2 protein-coding genes and 1 pseudogene are annotated in these 2,066 nt (G+C 35.5%); all 3 read left to right on the forward strand.

The annotated features are described in order from the left end of the window. Window positions 1–193: pseudogene (locus AC06OU_RS15695) on the forward strand (hydroxymethylglutaryl-CoA reductase, degradative); the annotation flags it as partial. Between the two features lies 1 nt (window position 194). Beyond that, window positions 195–641 (forward strand): hypothetical protein, encoded by a 447-nt coding sequence (locus AC06OU_RS15700; protein WP_475857026.1) that lies wholly within the window; start codon window positions 195–197, stop codon window positions 639–641. Continuing rightward, complete coding sequence (locus AC06OU_RS15705) at window positions 638–1,993, forward strand: tripartite tricarboxylate transporter permease (protein WP_475857028.1); 1,356 nt, start codon at window positions 638–640, stop codon at window positions 1,991–1,993. The genes AC06OU_RS15700 and AC06OU_RS15705 overlap by 4 nt, the downstream gene beginning before the upstream one ends. Window positions 1,994–2,066: the final 73 nt, after the last annotated feature.

Below are 2,066 nucleotides of genomic sequence, written 5' to 3' on the forward strand. Positions count from 1 at the left end.
TGCAGCTAGTTTAAGAGCTTTAGCATCAGAAGGTATTCAGTCTGGTCATATGCGTCTTCATGCAAAGAACCTTGCTGTAATGGCAGGTGCGAAAAAGGAAAATATAGATTTAATTGTTCAAAAAGCTATACATGAAAATGATTTACGCTACGACAGAATCTTGCAATTAACTAAAGAAGTACAGGAGGGCTAGAATGGAGGAAAAGTTGAATAAAAGTAGTTTAGTAGACAAAGCTAAAAATGAAAGCTTTGTAGAAATATTGGGGGATACCATTTCTGGAAAACAACTTATTTTCTCTATTTTACTTAGCGTTTTTGTTAGTATAGGTGGGTATAAATTAGGTCAGTTTATTTTCCCTAAAATTGCAGAAGCACAAATGGTTAACTCATATTCTCTTTTGCTGGGTATTGGTGGAACAGTTACCATATTAATTGTTAATTCTATAGCGTTCAGACCGAAGAGAATTCTTGTCGAAGATGAGCTTTCTTCAGAAAATATGGCTGAAATTTATGAAGACTTACAGCTTGATTTTGAAGAAGAAATTAGTTTAATAGAAAATGATCCTATTACCAGAAAAGAGCTCGAAGATTTAGGAGTACTTTCAAACTTCAACCTTCCTCGAAAGGGGGATAATAAATGAGTATTTATTTAGTTGCTCTCTTGTTTGCCTTACTTGGTGCAATTGTCTTTTCTTTAATCGGGCTTATTTCAGGGACAGATGAAACTGCAATTATGGTCCCCCTAACCTTACTGGTCATTCTTTTAGGAGCTCCACCTGAAGGGGTATTTGCATTTTTTATGGCAGCAGTTTTAGCAAAACACTTAACCCATGCTGTTCCTACAGCCTTAATGGGTATCCCCGGTGATACTACGGCAGTTCCCTTAATTGATCACGCCAATACATTAAGACGAATGGGCATGCCTCATATAGCTTTGAGAAAGATGATTTCTGGGGGAATTATTGGAGCTTTCATTGCATTACCTACTGCAGTATTACTTGGACAGTTTTTAGGGCAATTCGCAGATTTTTTTAAATCATCTTCAGGTCTTATCTTTACTATAGCTGCATTTTTAATTGCTTACTTTTCAAAAGGAAGATGGGCAAGTGTTTTATTAATAATACCATTTGCATTTTTTATAAAAAGCCTAGATACATTAAGCTTTTCTATATTAGACAAACATTTATCGATTACTTTCTTTCTTGGAATTGCAATAGGTCCTATGTTATCTGATATATTGATTGCTGCTTCTTCGAGTGCAAGGAAAAATGTTTTAAGAAATAAAGCGAACGAGTATCATTTAGCTCCAGAGACAAAATCTTGGAAAGGGTATTTTCCTAATCCATTTAAAATTTTAACTGGAAGACAGACAATCTTTACTTCGATAACTACATTTATATCATCCCTTACATTTGTCTTTAGTCCAGTTGGGATGACTTCTCTGATGGGAGAAATCGTAGGTTCCCGTACAAAAGGTGCTTATAAAAAATCCACTACAAGCTTAACTGTTATGAATGGGGTAACCGAATCTACTTATATTGCAGAAGCAATTATTCCACTTATAGCGTTCGGAATTCCGTTAAGCCCAGTGGCTCTGGGACCAGCCTCTCCCTTGTTTAATGCACCGCCAGTATTTACAGTAGAACCAATAAATAACTTACACACTTATTTAACGTCTTGGGATTTCTTTATATTCGGTTTAATCGGAATAACCGTAGCTTCTTTAATTGCATATCCATTTTCGATGAACTATGCTCGTAAAGCATCGGTACTAGTCTTGAAATATGTTAGTCAAGAAGCAATAATTGCAATGTTTATTGGGCTAGCATGTTTATTAGCTTATCATGAGGCTCAGCTTGTAGGGATAGTGTTGACACTTACAGTGGCTACAGTAGGCGGACTATTAAATCGTATTTTAGGTATTGGAGCTGGCGTTCAGTTTATGGTATTTTACGCATCAAGCTGGATTATTCTTCAACTATTTGGTTTTTAAATTTCTAAGAGAACGTGAAATCAGAAAAAATTGATTTCACGTTTTTCTATGTCCCGTCCTCCTTTATAATTCA

The organism is Psychrobacillus sp., assembly GCF_056205495.1.